The sequence below is a fragment of the Rhizobium sp. GW821-FHT14E12 genome (assembly GCF_058803745.1).
In genome coordinates this window covers 35,880-50,478 of sequence record NZ_JBXAPH010000006.1, presented here as the reverse complement: position 1 = coordinate 50,478, position 14,599 = coordinate 35,880, and the positions used below count along the sequence as shown (strand labels likewise).

At 62.0% G+C, this 14,599-nt stretch carries 16 protein-coding genes; 12 read left to right on the top strand and 4 right to left on the bottom strand.

Features of this window, described 5'->3' with window-relative positions; all coding sequences use genetic code 11:
- Positions 1-124: 124 nt before the first annotated feature.
- Positions 125-622, bottom strand: coding sequence for an isoprenylcysteine carboxyl methyltransferase family protein (locus AC1RO0_RS21285; RefSeq protein ID WP_498594781.1), 498 nt, complete (start codon positions 620-622; stop codon positions 125-127).
- The gene (locus AC1RO0_RS21280) at positions 622-1,674 is read right to left on the bottom strand and encodes a type III polyketide synthase (RefSeq protein WP_498594780.1); all 1,053 of its coding nucleotides are present in this window, start codon (positions 1,672-1,674) and stop codon (positions 622-624) included. Before AC1RO0_RS21280 ends, AC1RO0_RS21285 begins: the two co-directional genes overlap by 1 nt.
- Before the next feature lie 201 nt (positions 1,675-1,875).
- On the opposite strand from AC1RO0_RS21280, the gene AC1RO0_RS21275 reads away from it, so the two are divergent.
- From AC1RO0_RS21275 to AC1RO0_RS21250, 6 genes are all read left to right on the top strand, one after another.
- Positions 1,876-2,418 carry a tetratricopeptide repeat protein gene (locus AC1RO0_RS21275; RefSeq protein ID WP_498594779.1) on the top strand — a complete coding sequence of 181 codons (543 nt, stop codon included), beginning with the start codon at positions 1,876-1,878 and terminating at the stop codon, positions 2,416-2,418.
- Between the two features lie 59 nt (positions 2,419-2,477).
- Positions 2,478-3,104, top strand: coding sequence for an RNA polymerase sigma factor (locus AC1RO0_RS21270; protein WP_498594778.1), 627 nt, complete (start codon positions 2,478-2,480; stop codon positions 3,102-3,104).
- Between the two features lie 16 nt (positions 3,105-3,120).
- The gene (locus AC1RO0_RS21265) at positions 3,121-3,900 is read left to right on the top strand and encodes an anti-sigma factor family protein (RefSeq protein ID WP_498595001.1); all 780 of its coding nucleotides are present in this window, start codon (positions 3,121-3,123) and stop codon (positions 3,898-3,900) included.
- A 169-nt stretch (positions 3,901-4,069) separates the two neighbouring features.
- The gene (locus AC1RO0_RS21260) at positions 4,070-5,650 is read left to right on the top strand and encodes a Ppx/GppA phosphatase family protein (RefSeq protein ID WP_498594777.1); all 1,581 of its coding nucleotides are present in this window, start codon (positions 4,070-4,072) and stop codon (positions 5,648-5,650) included.
- Positions 5,647-6,366, top strand: coding sequence for an RlmE family RNA methyltransferase (locus tag AC1RO0_RS21255; RefSeq protein WP_498594776.1), 720 nt, complete (start codon positions 5,647-5,649; stop codon positions 6,364-6,366). Before AC1RO0_RS21260 ends, AC1RO0_RS21255 begins: the two co-directional genes overlap by 4 nt.
- A 63-nt stretch (positions 6,367-6,429) precedes the next feature.
- Positions 6,430-6,813: a VOC family protein gene (locus AC1RO0_RS21250; RefSeq protein ID WP_371110748.1), complete on the top strand. Its 384-nt coding sequence runs from the start codon at positions 6,430-6,432 to the stop codon at positions 6,811-6,813.
- A 31-nt stretch (positions 6,814-6,844) separates the two neighbouring features.
- Here the strand turns inward: AC1RO0_RS21250 and AC1RO0_RS21245 are convergent, their stop codons facing one another.
- Complete coding sequence (locus AC1RO0_RS21245) at positions 6,845-8,269, bottom strand: DHA2 family efflux MFS transporter permease subunit (protein WP_498594775.1); 1,425 nt, start codon at positions 8,267-8,269, stop codon at positions 6,845-6,847.
- Between the two features lie 296 nt (positions 8,270-8,565).
- Here AC1RO0_RS21245 and AC1RO0_RS21240 point away from each other — a divergent pair, with 296 nt between their 5' ends.
- The 5 genes from AC1RO0_RS21240 (at position 8,566) to AC1RO0_RS21220 (ending at position 13,107) form a co-directional block, all read left to right on the top strand.
- On the top strand, positions 8,566-9,489 hold the full coding sequence (locus tag AC1RO0_RS21240; RefSeq protein WP_498594774.1) for an MBL fold metallo-hydrolase: 924 nt from the start codon (positions 8,566-8,568) through the stop codon (positions 9,487-9,489).
- 216 nt (positions 9,490-9,705) lie between these two features.
- Positions 9,706-11,190 (top strand): IMP dehydrogenase, encoded by a 1,485-nt coding sequence (gene guaB, locus AC1RO0_RS21235; protein ID WP_368510878.1) that lies wholly within the window; start codon positions 9,706-9,708, stop codon positions 11,188-11,190.
- A 3-nt stretch (positions 11,191-11,193) separates the two neighbouring features.
- A complete protein-coding gene (locus AC1RO0_RS21230) occupies positions 11,194-11,784 on the top strand; it encodes a hypothetical protein (protein ID WP_498594773.1) in 591 nt (196 codons plus the stop codon).
- 43 nt (positions 11,785-11,827) lie between these two features.
- Positions 11,828-12,265 carry an MAPEG family protein gene (locus AC1RO0_RS21225; RefSeq protein WP_498594772.1) on the top strand — a complete coding sequence of 146 codons (438 nt, stop codon included), beginning with the start codon at positions 11,828-11,830 and terminating at the stop codon, positions 12,263-12,265.
- Positions 12,266-12,459: 194 nt separating this feature from the next.
- Positions 12,460-13,107, top strand: coding sequence for a TetR family transcriptional regulator (locus tag AC1RO0_RS21220; protein WP_498594771.1), 648 nt, complete (start codon positions 12,460-12,462; stop codon positions 13,105-13,107).
- 23 nt (positions 13,108-13,130) lie between these two features.
- Here AC1RO0_RS21220 and AC1RO0_RS21215 read toward each other — a convergent pair whose 3' ends face one another.
- The gene (locus AC1RO0_RS21215) at positions 13,131-14,084 is read right to left on the bottom strand and encodes a LysR substrate-binding domain-containing protein (protein WP_498594770.1); all 954 of its coding nucleotides are present in this window, start codon (positions 14,082-14,084) and stop codon (positions 13,131-13,133) included.
- 196 nt (positions 14,085-14,280) lie between these two features.
- Between AC1RO0_RS21215 and AC1RO0_RS21210 the strand changes: the two genes are divergently transcribed.
- A complete protein-coding gene (locus tag AC1RO0_RS21210; protein WP_498594769.1) occupies positions 14,281-14,580 on the top strand; it encodes a YjiS-like domain-containing protein in 300 nt (99 codons plus the stop codon).
- The last annotated feature ends 19 nt before the right edge of the window (positions 14,581-14,599 follow it).

Here is a 14,599-nt window from a genome sequence, read left to right as displayed (position 1 = left end):
CCCCTGCTATCCGCATGCTTGTTTTTCTGCGCCTGACCCCGAAAGACGCTCAGCCCCTTCCGGGATCATGCTTCAAGCATCGAAAATGCCTGCCAAAATGCTGCGGTGCAAATGAAAAATGCGATCACGCCATGGCCTGATCCAGAGCCGCATTCTCGGCGCGAATGCGTATCGCGAGGACGGCGGCGTTGAGCAGCGAGAAGATGATCGCATGGAGCGGCAGGCCGAAGGCAAGCGGCAATACGGCGATCTCGCCGACCACGACCGCATAGTTCGGATGGCTGAGAAAGCGGTATGGTCCGCTTGCCACCAGCGGCGCTCCCGGCAGTATGATGATGCGCGTCGTCCAGCGCCCTTTCAGCGTCGCCAGCACCCAGACGCGCAGGCCTTGCAGCACCATGAAGATGATGAACCAGACTGGGTTGACCGGCTGGCCGGTGGCGAGAAGCCACAGGCTGATGAGCCAGGCGGTATGCATCGCCACCATATAGGGATAATGCCCCGGCGCGATCTCCCGCCCGCCTTGTGAGAGAAGTGCAGCGGTGTTGCGCCGGGCATAGGCCAGTTCGGCAAGCCGTTGCAGGGTGACGAAGGTGAGAAGTGCTATCGACGGCCAGAGCATCAGGCAACCCTCTTCAACGTGATGCAGCTTGCGGTAAAGCCCGGACCCATGGCGACCATGGCCGAGCGGCTTGGCAGGCCGGCGAGGATGGCGCGCTCCAGCACGAACAGCACCGTCGGTGACGACATATTGCCGTAGTCGCCGATCACCTCGCGCTCGATATCGAGCGAGCCTGGCTCGAGGTCGAAAGCGGTCTCCAGCGCCTGCAGCACCTTGGTGCCGCCGGGATGGCAGATGAAGCGGTCGATATCGGAGATCGTCAGGCCGGCGCGCTCGAGAATGCCGGCGACGGCGGGCCTGATATTTGCCTCGGCAAAGGGCGGCAACGATTGTTCCAGGATGATGCCGAAGCCGGTGTCGTCGATCTTCCAGCCCATGATGCCGAGTGTATCGGGGAAGAGATGTTCTCCTGTCGATTCGATCTCGGCGAGGCCCTCGCTGCCGGTTCGCAGGATGCAGGCGGCCGCGCCGTCGCCGAACAATGCCGTGGCGATGATGTTCGGCCGCGTCAGCTCGTCCAAGCGGAAGGCGAGGGAGCAGAGTTCGATGGAGACGAAGAGCACGACGGCGCCCGGACGGCTCTTCGCCATGCGCGAGGCGATGGCAAGCCCGGAGACGCCGGCCGCGCAACCCAGCCCGAAGACCGGCACGCGCTCGATATCGGAACGAAAGCCCATTTCGCGGGCGAGCCGCGCCTCCAGGCTCGGCGTCGCGAAGCCGGTCGAGGATACGGTGACGATGCAATCCACATCCCTGGCTCTGAGGTGAGCGCGTTCGAGCGCTTTGGTGGTGGTCTCCTTGAAGAGCTGGCTTGCAACCTCGACATAGGCTTCCATACGGTCCTGCCAGCCATGCGGCTGTTCGAACCATGAGAGCGGACGGGCGGCATAGCGCTTGCGGATGCCGGCGCTTTCGAACACGCGGGCGAGATGTTTGTAATCGCGAAACCTGTCGGAAAACAGGCGGCCGGCCGTCTCGGCGGCTTCCGTTTGGTGGATGATATTGTCGGGCGTGGCAACGGCCAGACTGACAAGCTTGACGGTATTTGTCACTCGGTTCTCCTTGGCGACCCTTGGCGGGTATGCAGGAGGAAACACGCCATCGTCAGCATTTATTCGAAAGCCGCCGGTCACGAAGGAGTGATGGCCCGGAGGCGAATCCGGGTGTGAGAAAAAAATATCTGATGGCTGTGAATAAAATGAATGGATGGCGTGTTCTCCCATCGCAACGTTCATTTGCCAAGGAGCAACCCCATGACCACCACCGCTTTCCGCCTGGCCTCGGCCGCACTCGGCGCCTGCCTCACCCTCAGTGCTTTCGCTGTTCCGGTCTTCGCGGCCGGCGACGATTCGAGCACGACACCGACCTGCAAGAAGGGCGAGATCTATGACAGCAAGACAAAGAAATGCGTGAAGCAGCAGGGCGCCAACATCACCGACGAAAATCGCGCCGACTATGCCTATTCGCTCGCCAAGAAGGATCATCGCTATGAAGAAGCGCTGGCCGTTCTCGACACCTTGCAGAACCCGAATACGGCGGAAGCGCTGAACTATCGCGGCTATGTCACCCGCAAGCTCGGTCGCACGGATGAAGGCATCTCCTACTATAAGAAGTCCGTCGCCATGGACCCGAAATACACGCTGGTTCGCGAATATCTCGGCGAAGCCTACGTGATCAAGGGCCAGATCGACCTCGCCAAGGACCAGCTCAGCACCATCAAAGCGCTCTGCGGCAACACATCCTGCGAAGAATACCAGGATTTGAACGAGGCCATCCAAAATCCGTCGAGCCTCTGATTTCAAGATCGGACCTGAGATGGCCGGCATAAGCAGTGAGTATTGAGAGGGATATTAGAGTGTCAGTCGCTCATTCCACGATTTCTGCTTATAGTCCGACACGATCGGAGCCGTCGGCGAGGCCGGCGGTTTCCAAAAACGTGAACCTCGCGGAGGGTGTCATCGCCAGCGAAGAGGATATCAGGGCGGGGCTGTCGCAGCATTTGACGCGGCTCTGGCGTTATGCCGTCGTGCTGTCGCATCAGCGTGACGTGGCGGATGATCTGGTGCAGGCGACCTGCGTCAGGGCGCTGGAGCGCGCCCATCAGTTCATCGCGGGTACGCGGCTCGACCGCTGGCTGTTTTCGATCCTGCATTCGATCTGGCTGAACGAGATCCGGTCTCGCCGGGTGCGTATGGGTCAAGGCTTCGTCGATGCCGACGAGGCGCTGGTCTTCGACGGTGCGCGCGAGACGGAGACGCATATCTTGGCGGGGCAGGTGCTGAAACAGGTACAGGCTCTACCGGAAGCGCAGCGCACCGCCGTTTTCCTCGCCTATGTCGAAGGCCTGTCCTATCGCGAGGTGGCACAGGTTCTGGATGTGCCGATCGGAACGGTGATGAGCCGGCTGGCGGCGGCGCGGGCCAAGCTCGCGGATGGCATGGGGGCGACGGACGAGGCGCGACTGGGGAACGGACATGAGTGAACAGGACAACAGAAACATGCCCTCGGACGAACAACTCACCGCCTTCATCGACGGCGAGCTGGAAACTGCCGACCGCGACAGGATCGAAAGACTGATCGAAAGCGACGCCACGGTGGCGGAACGCTTCGATCTCCTGTCGCGCAGCAATCTGCCCTTCCGCGAGGCATTCGAGCCGCTGCTCGCCGCTGCCCCAAGCACCAGGCTGGACGCGATGCTTGCCGCAATCCCCTCCGTCGATGCACAGAAGAAAGCCGCGTCCGGCATCGGCCGCCGTGGCTTCCTGGGTGCGATTGCCGCCTGCCTGGTCGCGGGCATCGCCATCGATCGCGCTGTGATCGGCATCAGCCATCGCCTCGCCAAACCGGACGAAGGGAGTGAATGGCGCGCCGTCGTTGCCGAATATCTCTCGCTCTATACGCCGGATACGCTGAGCGGACCGGCTGGCGATCGGGTGCAGCAGCTTGCGCAATTGAACGAGGTCGGCTCGAAGGTAGGTCTCGCTCTGACCCCCGAAGCCGTCGCGATCCCGGGTATCGATTTCAAGCGCGCCATCCTGCTGAATTACGATAGCAAGCCTTTGGCCCAGATCGCTTATCTCGACCCCGAGAGCGGTCCGATGGCGCTTTGCATCACCCCCTCGACGACCGGCGTGTCCGCCCCGGATATGGAAAACCGACGCGGCATGAATGTCGTCTATTGGTCGGACGCCGCGCACGCCTTCATGCTGATCGGCCATTTGCCGATCGACCGGATGAAGGCGCTGGCGGACGACGTCCGGGGCAGGCTGACAGCCTGATATTGAGTTTCGGCGTTTTGTCGCGAAGAGAGAGTGCCTCCAGCTAAAATCGCGCTTTTCAAAAAGAATTTGGCGAAAACTGTTCCTGCTGATATCCTCACGTCAACGAAAATCAAATGAGCGCCTGCTGCATGCCTGTCGGCCTTGCGCGGCGCGGTGGAAAAGATACGTGAGTGACCCCGACAGCGGCAGAGCGCCGCAGGCAGACGGGGCGTCGGTAGCAGAGCGCAGGAAGGGTAAATCCTCCCGGCGCGCTAAGCGTAAGCGTGGCGGTCAAGCCCGTCCGAACGCTTTGTCTGCGGAGGCCAACCAGACCGGAAAGTCCGGCCCGGTGGCGACACGCCCAACAGATCAGGACGCCGGTTTTCCGGCCAAGAAGCGCAAGCGCAGACGCCGTTCTCGTGGCGGAGCGCAGGATGGCGCGCAGCATTCCTCCCAGACACAGCAGCCACAGGCCTCCGCCGCGCCAGACCATCGCGCCGCGGGTGAGCATGGCCATGCGTCGTCGAACAAGAGCGGCAAGAACAGGCGCAAGCACCGCAGCAAGCGCGGCCTGCAGGGCAGGCCGCTGGCGCATGAGAAGACGGCGCACGTTGTTGCTCCCGCCGCCGTCATCGCCGCTGAGCGCGCTCCTGCTCACAACGATCATCGGCATCCGACGCAGCAGCGCCGCGAAGGCTCAGCGCCGCATCAGCAAGCCGATGCCGATTCCCGCCCCATGGATCTCTATGCGGCGCTCGATCTCGGCACCAACAATTGCCGCCTGTTGATCGCTCAGCCAACGCGGCCCGGTCAGTTTCGTGTCGTCGATGCCTTTTCTCGCATCGTTCGTCTCGGCGAAGGGCTTGGCGCCAGCGGCCGGCTGTCCGGTGACGCCATGGACAGGGCTGTCGAAGCCCTGCGTATCTGCGCCGCCAAGCTGAAGACTCGCGAGATCCGCCGCATGCGGTTGATCGCGACCGAAGCCTGCCGCGCGGCGGAAAACGGCGAGGTCTTCCTCGCTCGCGTCATCGAAGAAACCGGCCTGCAGCTCGAAATCATCGATCGCGAGACCGAGGCACGCCTTGCTGTTTCCGGTTGCTCGTCGCTGGTCGGTCCCGAGGCGCGCTCCGTCGTACTCTTCGATATCGGCGGCGGCTCCTCGGAAATCGCCATCATCCGGATCGGTGAAAACCGCTCCAGCCGGCTTGCCAACCACATCACTCACTGGACTTCGCTGCCCGTCGGCGTGGTCACGCTCTCGGAGCGTCACGGTGGCCGCGATGTCACGCCGGAATTGTTCGAGGCCATGGTGCGCGAAGTCGAGGGCATGCTCGAACGATTCGATTGCCCGCCGGTGCATGGGGCGACACGCGACAGCGCCGATTTCCATCTGATTGGCACGTCCGGCACGGTGACGACGCTCGCCGGCGTCCATCTCGACCTGCCGCGCTACGACCGCCGCCGGGTCGATGGTGTCTGGCTGTCGGATGACGAAGTGACCGCGATGCAGGCCAAGCTGCTTTCCTGGGATTTTGCCGGCCGCGCCGCCAATCCTTGCATCGGGCCGGATCGCGCCGATCTCGTGCTGGCGGGCTGCGCCATTTTGGAGGCGATCCGCCGCCGCTGGCCGAGCCCGCGCATGCGCGTTGCCGATCGCGGCCTGCGCGAAGGACTGCTCACCGATATGATGGCGGATGACGGCGTTTGGCGGCGGGGCCGCTCGCGCCGCGGCCATCGACCGAGGGATATGAAGGGACCACAGGCATGACAAAGCCAACGATCGCCGGCAACCGCACCGGCCGAAAGCTCGGCCAGCGTGTGAAGAACAAGAAGATGAAGGCTTCCTCGCGGGAGTGGCTGCATCGGCACATCAACGATCCCTATGTGCAGCGCGCCCAGCTTGAAGGCTATCGCGCCCGCGCCGCTTTCAAGCTGCTGGAGATCGACGAGAAGCACCAGATCCTGAAGGGCGCACGCCGCATCATCGATCTGGGTGCTGCACCGGGAAGCTGGTCGCAGATCGCTGCCAAGGTGACTGGATCGACGGAAGATGATATCCGCGTCGCTGCCATCGACTTTCTCGAAATGGCGCATCTGCCGGGCGTTACCATCCTTCACCTCGATTTTCTGGAGCCGGATGCACCGCAGCGGCTGGTCGAGGCGGTCGGCGGCGAGCCGGATCTCGTCCTTTCGGATATGGCCGCGCCGACAACGGGCCATCACCGCACCGATCACTTGCGCACCATGCATCTCTGCGAGGTCGCGGCGCATTTCGCAATCGAGGTTCTGGCCGAGGGTGGGCATTTCCTCGCCAAGACCTTCCAGGGCGGCACGGAACGCGACCTGTTGAACATGCTGAAGCAGAATTTCCGCCAGGTCGTCCATGTGAAGCCGGGCGCATCCAGGGCGGAATCGGTCGAAATGTTCCTGCTGGCAAAAGGCTTCAAGGGACGCAATGTCGAGCACGGCACAATAAGCGCTTGATTTAGCAGTCGCTTTTGGTCGATGATGTGCTCCCCTCGATACTGAAGGCGGCGCATCATCACCATGCTTCTTTACGTCACGCTCGGTTCCAACGATATTCCACGCGCCGGCATATTTTATGACGCGGTTCTGCCTATCCTCGGCTACCGGCGTCAACGCGAATCGGATGAGGAAATCGGCTATGCCGCCGATGGCGATGTCCGTTGCCGGTTCTGGGTGGTGATCCCCTACGATCACCACGCCGCGACGATCGGCAACGGCTCGATGGTCGCCCTGCATGCGGAAAGCCGCGCCGATGTCGATGCTTTTCATGCGGCCGCGCTCGCCCATGGCGGCACTGATGAGGGCAAGCCTGGCCTGCGGTCGTTCCATGCCAATTTCTATGCGGCCTACGTGCGCGATCCCGACGGCAACAAGCTCAGCGCCGTCTGCGAGAAGCCTGAATAGGCTTCAGCTTTTCCCTGAGATGTAGAGGAAACTACTTCACCACCGATTGCTGCGGCTCCGTCGCCGCCGCGCGCTTCAGGCCGGCCTTGTGGCCGGAAACCGTGGCGCCGGCATTGCGGTCCATGCGGATGAAGGGAATGGTGGCAAGCACGGTCAGGATCGAGATGCAGTAGAAGGCGATGTGGAAGTCGCTGACCTGCAGCTCCGTGCCGCTGAAGAAGGTCGAGGTTTCCAGGATCATCGCGGCGACGGCGACGCCAAGCGCCAGGCTGATCTGCTGCATCACCGAGCTCATCGATGTCGCCTGGCTTGCCTGCTTGTCGCTGATGTCGGCAAAGGCGAGCGCATTGATGCCGGTGAAGAAGAACGAGCGCGAGAAACCGCCGATCAGCAGCACGCCGATGATGACGAGATGCGATGTCGTGGGCTCGAACAGGCCGGTGCAGATTGTGGTCACCGTCGTGATGGCGGCTGCCGACAACAGCGCCGTCTTGAAGCCGACGGCGGTAAAGACGCGGCGCGCGATGAACTTGGTGGAGATGGCGCCGATAGCGCCGGCAAAGGTGATCAGGCCCGACTGGAACGGATTGAGCCCGAAGCCGAGCTGCAGCATCAACGGCGTCAGGAACGGCATGGCGCCGATGCAGATACGAAACAGCGTGCCGCCGGTGACGGAGGCGCGGAAGGTGGCGTTCTTCAGCAGTGTCAGGTCGAGGATCGGCGCCGGGTGACGGCGCGCATGGCCGACGTAAAGGAAACCGCAGACGAAGCCGATGGTGACCGTCGAGATGCCGATTGCTGGCGGTAGCGCCGGCAGGCTGATGACCGACATGCCGAAAACGACGCCGGCCGCCGCGAAGGAGGTCAGCAGGAAGCCGATGAAGTCGAGCTTTGGCGGCTTGGTCGCCTCAACCTCCGGCAGGTAGATCGACGCCAGGATAATGCCGAGGATGCCGACGGGTACGTTGATCAGGAAGATCCAGTGCCAGGAGGCATAGGTGGTGATGAAGCCGCCGAGCGGCGGGCCAGCCAGCGGTCCGACGAGGGCAGGGATGGACAGTAGCGCCATCGCCGAAACCAGGTCGCTCTTCCGCGTCGTGCGAACCAGAACCAGACGCCCGACCGGCGTCATCATCGATCCGCCGACACCCTGCAGGAAGCGGGCGGCAACGAATTCCAGAAGGCCACCCGAGACGGCGCACAGAATCGAGCCGACGACGAAGACACCGATGGCAATCCGGAAGATGTTCTTTGCCCCGAAGCGATCCGCCATCCAGCCGCTGATCGGGATGAACACCGCCAGTGACACCATGTAGGAGGTCAGCGCCAGCTTGAGCGTGATCGGGCCGACATGGAGATCATTCGCAATGGCCGGCAGGGCGGTTGCGATCACCGTGGAATCCATCTGTTCCATGAACAGCGCAACGGCAAGGATCAGGGGAACGATGCGATTCATAGGCATGCGCCTTGATGGGTGGTGTCTTCGGGAAAAGGCGCCGCTTGCGGCGGGCACCCGCTCTGTAGTCCTATGTACTGTCTCTGCCAATCCCCGAATCTACCGCGTGGCCTCCCAAGCATCACGTCTTCGTGATGCTTGATATGGCCCGGTATAGTTTACCAGGTTTGACATATGCTAAGCGCATGTAAATGCTAAACGCATAAAACGTCATTCGGTCTATTAGCGGATTTGGCCGGCCATGTCATGGCCAAATTACCGGCCGCGAAAGATCGTGTTACAGCCTGCCATCGCCGATGACGATGATAGGCGCGGCTTACGCTGCCACCATTGGAGAGAATGAGATCATGAGTGTTGTTCTGCCGCCCGAAACCCACCAGTTCAAGCTGGGATCCTGTATCGTCACCGTCGTCAAGGATGGTGCCAATGTCATGGACAACCCCTGGGAAACATTCGGCTCGAACCAGACGCCGGATACTGTGCGCAAGCTGCTGGCGCAGCATTTCCTGCCGACCGAGAAGTTCGTCAACAGTTATGCGCCCGCCATCATCGATACCGGCTCTGATCTCATCGTCGTCGATACCGGCTTCGGCGCTGCTGGTCGCGCTCGCGGCCTGGGGCGGTTCCGCGAGGGCCTGAAGGCCGTCGGCTATACGCCAGAACAGGTGACGGTGGTCGCCCTGACACATCTGCATGGCGACCATATCGGCGGGCTGCTGGAGGAGGGCGCTCCAGCCTTCCCGAATGCCCGCTATGTCAGCGGCGAGATCGAATATGGCTTCTGGACCGACAAGGCCCGCGAGGGAACGCCGGCCGAGGGCGGCCACAAGGCGGTGCTTGCCAATGTCGTGCCCTTTGCCGAGAAGATGAGCTTCCTGAAGGAGGGCGACCAGATCGTCAGCGGCATGACCGCGATGCTTGCTCCGGGCCACACACCCGGCCATCTCGTCTTCCATCTCGAATCGGAGGGCAAGCAGTTGGTCATGGCCGGCGATACGGCCAACCACTATGTCCTGTCGCTCGGGCGCCCGGATTGGGAAGTCCGCTTTGATACCGACAAGGCGCAGGCCGCCAAGACCCGCCGCCGGGTCTTCGACATGATCGCCACCGACCGCATCCCTTTTATGGGTTTTCACATGCCGTTCCCGTCCGTCGGTTTCGTCGAGAAGCAGCCGGAAGGTTTCCGTTATGTGCCGAAGACCTATCAGTTTGATCTGTGAGGGCAGTTTGACGCAGGAATGATGGGAAACTCGTTCCGAGACCGGCTATGCATTTGCGTCCGGGCTGGCTTGCGGCCATCCGGCGCATTTTACTATTCCCTTCCTGTCATAGACGTGTTACCAGCCCTCGCCAACTTCCAAGCAACACTTGCAAGATCGCCCGGTAGACGATTCGTTCCGGAGCTGTCCTGTTTTTTAAAGACGAAGGAATTGGCAATGGCTCGCATTATCGAAACGTCAACCGGGTTAGACGCCCTTACTTTCGACGACGTGCTCCTGCAGCCGGGACACTCCGAGGTCATGCCCGGCCAGACGAATATCGCCACCCGCATCGCCCAGGATATCGAGCTCAATCTGCCGATCATGTCGGCCGCCATGGATACGGTCACGGAAGGCCGTCTTGCCATCGCCATGGCCCAGGCCGGTGGCCTCGGCGTTATCCACCGCAATCTGACCCCCGTGCAGCAGGCCGAAGAGGTCCGCCAGGTCAAGAAGTTCGAAAGTGGCATGGTGGTCAATCCGGTGACGATCGGCCCCGACGCGACGCTGGCCGACGCGCTCGGCCTGATGAAGGCCCACGGCATTTCCGGCATCCCTGTCGTCGAGAAGTCGCAGCGCCTGGTCGGCATCCTCACCAACCGTGACGTCCGCTTCGCCTCCAATCCGGAGCAGAAGATCCACGAGTTGATGACCCACGAAAACCTGATCACGGTTGCCGATGGCGTACAGCAGCAGGAAGCCAAGCGCCTGCTGCATACGCACCGCATCGAGAAGCTGCTGGTCGTTGACGGCGAGGGCCGTCTTATCGGCCTGATCACCGTCAAGGACATCGAAAAGTCGCAGCTCAACCCGAACGCCTCCAAGGATGCGCAGGGCCGCCTTCGCGCCGCCGCCGCCATCAGCGTTGGTGACGACGGCTTCGAGCGCGCCGAACGCCTGATCGAAGCTGGCGTCGACCTCCTGGTCGTCGATACCGCCCATGGCCATTCGCAGCGCGTTCTCGATGCCGTCACCCGCGTCAAGAAGCTCACCAATTCGGTTCGCATCATGGCCGGCAACGTCGCCACCTATGACGGCACGCGGGCGCTGATCGATGCCGGCGCGGACGCCGTCAAGGTCGGCATCGGCCCCGGCTCCATCTGCACGACCCGCATCGTCGCCGGCGTCGGCGTGCCGCAGCTCGCCGCCATCATGTCGGCGGTTCAGGCGGCGCAGGATCAGAATATCCCCGTTATCGCCGATGGCGGCATCAAGTATTCCGGCGACCTGGCCAAGGCGATTGCCGCCGGCGCGTCGGCCGCCATGGTCGGCTCGCTGCTTGCCGGCACGGATGAAAGCCCGGGCGAGGTCTATCTCTACCAGGGCCGTTCCTTCAAGGCGTATCGCGGCATGGGTTCCGTCGGTGCGATGGCGCGCGGCTCGGCCGATCGCTACTTCCAGGCGGAAGTTCGCGACACGCTGAAGCTGGTGCCGGAAGGCATCGAAGGTCAGGTGCCTTACAAGGGGCCGGTCTCGGGCGTGCTGCACCAACTCGCCGGCGGCCTGAAGGCGGCCATGGGCTATGTCGGCGGCGCCGATCTCAAGGACTTCCAGGAGCGCGCCACCTTCGTGCGTATCTCCGGCGCGGGCCTGCGCGAAAGCCATGCCCATGACGTCACCATCACCCGCGAAAGCCCGAACTATCCTGGCTCCGGCGGCTGATCGATGCGGAATGGCGCTGAAGGCAATGTCAGGTCCCTACAGGGCCTGACGGCGGTGCTCGCTGCCATGTCCCTGGCGCTGTTCGCCTGGATCTACGCGGGCTTCGTCACCGCCTTCCGCAATGCGGCGGCGGGCCAGCAGATGCTGGACGCGCGCATCGGCGGCTATGAGGCCGAAGATGTCGTTGCCATGGTGCGTTACCTCAAGGATCACCCTGATCCTGCCGCCATCCTGCATTCCATGTATCTGGGTCCTGAGCTGGTCTTCCCGCTGGTACTGGCCGGACTGCTATTTTGCCTGATGCGCCTGATCGGCCCTGGCGGTTTCTTCTTCGGCCGCCCCATTCCGCCGGGCGCGACCGCAGTCATTTTCTGCCTGCCGGTCTTTTATGGGATTGTCGATTATGCGGAGAATATTGCCGGCCTGCTGCTCTATCCGCCGGCTGCTCCGTCGGACGGAACCGTGGCGCTGCTGTCGGGCTTGCTGCCGATCATCGTGCGGCTGAAGTTCCTGTCGCTGGTCATCACCATCATTCTGCTGGCCCGTTTCTCGATTTTTCGCTACCTGTCTCCCGGCGGATCCAAGCCGTCCTGAGCGGTCGCTTCAGCCGCTTTGAAATCGTAAAGGAGTCGGCTGCGTGACCGGTTATGAAATGTTGTGGCCCATGGTGGCCCATGCGGGGCTTGTCTATATTCTCTACGGACTATTGGGCCTGCGCCGGCGCGATCTGGTCAAGGCCGGCAAGATCCGGCTATCGCAGTTTCGCGAGAACCATGCCGCCAATGAGGCGACGGAGAGTCTGGTGGTGCGCAACTGCATCGCCAATCAGTTCGAGCTCCCCGTCCTTTTCCATGCCTGCTGCATCACGCTGTTCATCGCCCAGGCGGATAATCTGCCGGCCGTGATCCTCGCCTGGCTCTTCGTCGCCACGCGCTATGCCCACGCCTATGTGCATGTCACCAGCAACAATCTGCGCTACCGCAGCCCACTTTTCGCCCTTGGCTATATCGTCCTTGGTGGCATGTGGGCCTGGCTTGCCGTCTGGCTCGCCGTTACGCAGGCCATGCCGGCCTGAGCGGCCCGCAGCGTCGCTTTCATGCGAAGACAAAGGCCGAAGCATGCTTCGGCCTTTGTCGACTCGGCGAGAATGCGTTATTACATATTGCATGTAAAATTGGACTTTTCCCCTTTACGTCCATTGAGTATGCCTGAGGCATAGCTTGCCCGCGTCTTCGGGCGTCGCTTTTGTGACAATGAAACGGGAAATGCATGAGCCCGGAAAAACCTGCCCGCATCGAATTCCGCAAGCAGCCGAAACAGGAGCGCAGCATCCAGCGCGTCGATGTCATTCTGGCGGCGGCCGCGCAGCTTATCGCGGAAAAAGGCGTCAGCGCCATGAAGATGACGGAACTCGCTGCCGTGGCCGGCGTGCCGATCGGTTCCGTCTATCAGTATTTTCCCGAAAAGGCGGCGATCGTCACGGCGCTGTTCGACCGCCATGCGCTTCTCGTTCAACAGAAGACGATAGAAGTCTTCGCCACCGTAACGTCGCTCGATCATGCCGTCGATCTCGTTTGCGGCACGATCGACTGGTACTATCGCGAGTTTCGCGGTGATCCGGCCTATATGGGCGTGTGGCTCGGGACGGAAATGGACGGGGATCTGCTGAAGCTCAATATCCAGCACAGCAATCGTGTCGCCGAGATCTTTCTCAAGGGTATCGAACCCTTCCTCCCGGCCGATAGTTCCATCGATCTGCAGGCTCGCACCCAGCTCTTCAGCCACCTGATCGGCGCCTCCGTCCGCCTCGCCATCATGAGCGACAAGGCGCTGGCGGTCCGCATGCTGAACGAGTGGAAACAGGTGATCCGGGCGACGCTGTTAGCGGATCCGGCAGGAGCAGGCAGTGGCCAGTAGGTTCTCGCTACTGCCCATAACTCTCACCAACCCGGCAGAATATGCCCCGCGCGCAGGCGCGGATAGGCGCGCGGAAAGGTCTTCACCTCGCCATCAAGATCGTCGTCGATCACCGCCGGCGTGATGTTATCGAGGCAGGCTGAGATATGGGCGGTAATGGCGTTCATCAGCGACACAGAAAGGCCCGGCCGCTTCATGATGCCGATCTGCACCGGCGGCAGCGGCGGGAAGCCGTCGGCCTGGGTCAGGACCTTCATGCCCGTGCGCAGCGCCGATTCCGGCATCACCGACACCGCCATGCCGGCAAGGACTGCGGACGCGACAACGGTGCAGGACCAGCTCGTGAACAGGACCTGATAGTCGCGGCCGCCGGCATCGAGTGCCGAGCAGGCAAGCTGACGCCACGGGCAGTCGCGTCGTCCGACGGCCAGCGGAATGGGAGCATCGTCCTTGAGTGGATGATTGGCCGATCCGACCCAGCATAGCGGCTCGGTCCGCACCACATCCGACATTCTCTCGCGCGGATTATGGGTGACCAACGCGATATCGAGTTCGCCGCGATGCATGCGCTCGGCGAGATCGACGGAAGGCTCGCAAACGATATAGAGCTCGACATTCGGATGCGTCTTGGCGAAGCGGCCGATGATCTCGGGCATATAGCGGTCGGCATAATCGTCGGGCGTGCCGATGCGCAGCGTGCCTTCGAGCCGGTTGTCGTCGAAGGCGGCGATCGCTTCATTGTTCAGGCGGATGATGCGGCGGGCATAGTTGAGCAGCTTTTCGCCCTCGGCGGTCAGCCGGTTGCCGCGCCCGTCCTTGATAAAGAGCTGCTTGCCGACGCGCTCCTCGAGCCGGCGCATCTGCATGGACACCGCCGACTGCGTCTTGAACACCCGGTCGGCCGCCTTGGTGAAGCTGCCGGAATCCACGATGGCGATGAAGGTCTGCAACTGATCGTTATCAAGCGGCGCGGACATGATCTCACCTATAAAAGAGTTTGATGCTTACCATTAGAAACATTCGTTGGACTGATCAATAGGTGTTTGGCATCTTCCTAATGCAAATCAGCATACCAATCGACAGACTTCCTGCTGAATTCCTCCCAGCCAACCCCTTGCCCGCACCACCGGGAAGGGGCTCGGCTAGCGCGTGCCTGAAGGAAAGGACCTTGAAATGAGCACGACAGACCGGACACTACATCTCGGCCACGCAAAGCCGTCGCTGCCCCTGACGGTACGCCTGACGCTTGCTTTCGATAAGATGGCAAAGGTCTGGCGCACATTTCGCAATCGCCGCGAGATCAACTATCTGCATGAGCTGAACGACAGCCAGTTGATGGATATCGGCCTGACACGCCAGGACCTGATGTCGGCGCTGACGACCTCGACCTTCTTCGAGGATCCGTCCTGTCAGTTGAGCACTTCGGCGCGTCAACGCGCGCGCCTCTTCGGCCTCGACAGCATTCGCCGCTGACGCTGGCCAACCGTTTCCC

Excerpts from the sequence above, each read along its gene's own strand:
- AC1RO0_RS21285 (WP_498594781.1), bottom strand. The coding sequence starts at position 622 with ATGCTCTGGCCGTCGATAGCACTTCTCACCTTCGTCACCCTGCAACGG.
- AC1RO0_RS21220 (WP_498594771.1), top strand. The coding sequence starts at position 12,460 with ATGAGCCCGGAAAAACCTGCCCGCATCGAATTCCGCAAGCAGCCGAAA.
- AC1RO0_RS21240 (WP_498594774.1), top strand. The coding sequence starts at position 8,566 with ATGACGATGATAGGCGCGGCTTACGCTGCCACCATTGGAGAGAATGAG.
- AC1RO0_RS21245 (WP_498594775.1), bottom strand. The coding sequence starts at position 8,269 with ATGAATCGCATCGTTCCCCTGATCCTTGCCGTTGCGCTGTTCATGGAA.
- AC1RO0_RS21275 (WP_498594779.1), top strand. The coding sequence starts at position 1,876 with ATGACCACCACCGCTTTCCGCCTGGCCTCGGCCGCACTCGGCGCCTGC.
- AC1RO0_RS21210 (WP_498594769.1), top strand. The coding sequence starts at position 14,281 with ATGAGCACGACAGACCGGACACTACATCTCGGCCACGCAAAGCCGTCG.
- guaB (WP_368510878.1), top strand. The coding sequence starts at position 9,706 with ATGGCTCGCATTATCGAAACGTCAACCGGGTTAGACGCCCTTACTTTC.
- AC1RO0_RS21265 (WP_498595001.1), top strand. The coding sequence starts at position 3,121 with ATGCCCTCGGACGAACAACTCACCGCCTTCATCGACGGCGAGCTGGAA.
- AC1RO0_RS21250 (WP_371110748.1), top strand. The coding sequence starts at position 6,430 with ATGCTTCTTTACGTCACGCTCGGTTCCAACGATATTCCACGCGCCGGC.
- AC1RO0_RS21215 (WP_498594770.1), bottom strand. The coding sequence starts at position 14,084 with ATGTCCGCGCCGCTTGATAACGATCAGTTGCAGACCTTCATCGCCATC.
- AC1RO0_RS21230 (WP_498594773.1), top strand. The coding sequence starts at position 11,194 with ATGCGGAATGGCGCTGAAGGCAATGTCAGGTCCCTACAGGGCCTGACG.
- AC1RO0_RS21255 (WP_498594776.1), top strand. The coding sequence starts at position 5,647 with ATGACAAAGCCAACGATCGCCGGCAACCGCACCGGCCGAAAGCTCGGC.